Source organism: Piscinibacter sp., from assembly GCF_050175855.1.
Taxonomy (GTDB): domain Bacteria; phylum Pseudomonadota; class Gammaproteobacteria; order Burkholderiales; family Burkholderiaceae_C; genus Piscinibacter.
Map to the genome: position 1 here is coordinate 1 of NZ_JBFXIO010000552.1, position 2,669 is coordinate 2,669.

Consider the following 2,669-nt stretch of genomic DNA (forward strand, 5'->3'; position numbering starts at 1 on the left):
GCTGTATCTCCAGCTTCTCGAACAGCCGCTGGAAGACGTCGCCCTCGCGCGTCTCGGAAGCCACCATGTTCCACAGGTGGCAGATCTCTGTCTGGCCGATGCGGTGGATGCGGCCAAAGCGCTGCTCCAGGCGGTTGGGGTTCCAGGGCAGGTCGTAGTTGACCATCAGGTTGGCGTTCTGCAGGTTCACGCCTTCGCCGGCCGCGTCAGTGGCGACGAGCACGCGCGCGGCCGGGTCGTTGCGGAACAACTCCTGCACCTTGCGGCGTTCTTCGCGCTTCACGCCGCCGTGGATCATCACCACGGCCTCCTCGCTGCCGATCAGGCCGCGGATCTTGGTGACCAGGTAGTTCAGCGTGTCACGGTGCTCGGTGAATATGATCAGCTTGCGCTGGCGACCCACGGAATCGTGCATTTCGGGCGTGTCTTGCAGCAGGCGAGACAGCTCGTCCCACTTGCGGTCCTGGCCGGAGTGCACGACCTTGCGGGCCTGCTCTTCCAGGTCTTCGAGGATGATGATTTCGGCCTCGAGCTCCTGGATGGTCTGGGCGGCCGTGGCCTGGTCGACGACCGCTTCTTCGAAGTTCTCGTAGTCGTCGGGCGACAGCGCGTCGGCCGACTCCCAAATGTCGTCTGGCACACCGTTGGTACCCGTGCCGACGAGCGTCTCGGCAAGCGACCTGCCGCGCTGGCCCAGCTTCTCTTCCTCGACCCGGCGCTTGAGCTTGTTGCGGCGACGCTTGAGCGACTGGTAGATGGCCTCGGGGCTGGACGCGAGCCGGCGCTGCAGCGAAGTCAGGGCGAAGCCGACAGTGCCTTTTCGGCCGCCGTCCGCCAGTTGATCGGCCCGCGCGAACTCGGTCTTCACGTAGTCCGTGACGGCGGCGTAGAGCGCGGCTTCGAGATCGGACAGCGCGTAGTTGCAGGTGTAGGCCCGGCGCTCCGGGAACAGCGGGGTGCCGTCGAACTTGAGCAGGTCCTCTTTGACCATGCGGCGCATGAGATCGGAGACGTCCACCTTGTGCGCGCCGTCGCGGAACTTGCCGTAGAAGCGGTCAGCGTCCAGCAGCGACATGAAGAGCTGGAAGTCTTCTTCCTTACCGTTGTGCGGCGTGGCGGTCATCAGCAGGAAGTGCCGCGTGATCGAGCCCAGCAACTCGCCCAGCTGGAAGCGCTTGGTCTTGGTGATCTTGTTGCCGAAGTAGCTGGCCGACAGCTTGTGCGCTTCGTCGACGACCACCAGATCCCAGTGAGATAGGCGCAGCTTTTCCTGCAGGTCTTCGGCTCGGGAAAGCTGGTCGACGCGGGCGACCATCAGGTCGATGTCGTCAAAGGGATTGCCGCTGCGGGACTGCTCGACCTGCTCGCGCGAGAACAGCGAGAACGTCAGGCCGAACTTCTCGAACATTTCGTCCTGCCACTGCTCGACCAGGCTGCCGGGGGCGACGATCAGCACGCGCTTGGCATCGGCGCGCATCAGCAGTTCACGGATGAACAGGCCGGCCATGATGGTCTTGCCGGCGCCGGGGTCGTCTGCCAGCACGTAGCGCAGCGGCTGGCGCGGCAGCATCGACTCGTAGACGGCCGTGATCTGGTGCGGCAGCGGCTCCACGTTCGACGTGTGCACCGCCATCATCGGATCGAAGAGGTGGGCCAGGTTGATCCGGTAGGCCTCGGCCGCGAGCTTGAACTCCTCGCCCGGCGCATCGAAGGCCCAGGGGCGCCCTGACTCAGCCAGCGACAGCTTGGCCTCGTCGGTGCGGAACAGCATCCGCTCCAGCAGCTTGCCGTCGGCGGTCTTGTAGTAGACGGTCAGGGCGTTGTCACCGACCAGCTCGGTGGTGACGATGCGCACCACCTGCCCGGGCTCCAGGCCCGAGATCGCCGCGTTCTTCTGGATCTGTTCAAGCTTCAGCACGGTGCGCCCCTTGTCGTTCCGGTCCCGATGGATCAGGGCTTGCGCCGGTTGTATGGCGACTGGTTGGTGGGTTTGAGGGATACGTCGTTCTCGCCTGCCTTGGCGCGCACGGCGTCTTCGGTGCGGCCCATCTTCAGGCCGATGACGCGCGTGGGTGTGTTGTCTTTGGCGAGCTGCTTTAGTTGCTTAACATCGGCAGACGTCCATTGCTTGCCGTGGTTGGCGGGGGGTTTAGGCATGGTGGGGCTCCTTTCGGTCGTGACGGTCAGCGGGAATGCCGGTGCGGGTGATCGACATGGCGGTCACCGTTCATTGCTCGGTTCGCCGTAGCCCGGTGCAAGCATCAGGTTTGTGACGCCATAGAGGGCCTGGCGGTTCTTTAGCCAGAGGTGGTTCTCCCCGCCGCGAAGACTGTGATCCGGCGTGCAGTCCACATTCCAGCGCCGGAGCATGTATCCGACGAGCGCCGCCCGAACGCGAACGAGTCGAACACCGTCGCTCATGCCGTACTCGGCCTCGATGGTGTCCGGGTTCCTCATGTTTGCAGGGTGCGGCACCAGCTCCAGCTCGACGACTCGGTTCCACTGGATGTCGTGCTCCGGCAGCTCCTCGTCGACGATCGGTTCGCCATCGAAGCGGGCATCGGCGATGCGGGCCAACACGAAGTCGCGGAATTCGTTGGAGCGCCTGTCGTACGCGCGGACATGCCACCGACTACCGCTGTCGGCGAGCGCGAACGGCACGATGACGC

The 2,669-nt window shown here is 64.6% G+C and carries 3 protein-coding genes; all 3 read right to left on the bottom strand.

Going from position 1 to position 2,669, the window contains the following annotated elements; all coding sequences use genetic code 11:
• The coding region (locus tag AB7U92_RS25585) for a DEAD/DEAH box helicase (RefSeq protein ID WP_428583434.1) at nt 1–1,918 on the bottom strand (1,918 nt) is incomplete at its 3' end.
• Between the two features lie 32 nt (nt 1,919–1,950).
• Nucleotides 1,951–2,157, bottom strand: a complete 207-nt coding sequence (locus AB7U92_RS25590) for a hypothetical protein (protein ID WP_428583436.1) — start codon at nt 2,155–2,157, stop codon at nt 1,951–1,953.
• A gap of 63 nt (nt 2,158–2,220) precedes the next feature.
• A partial coding sequence (locus tag AB7U92_RS25595; RefSeq protein ID WP_428583438.1) for a WYL domain-containing protein occupies nt 2,221–2,669 on the bottom strand: 449 nt, incomplete at its 5' end.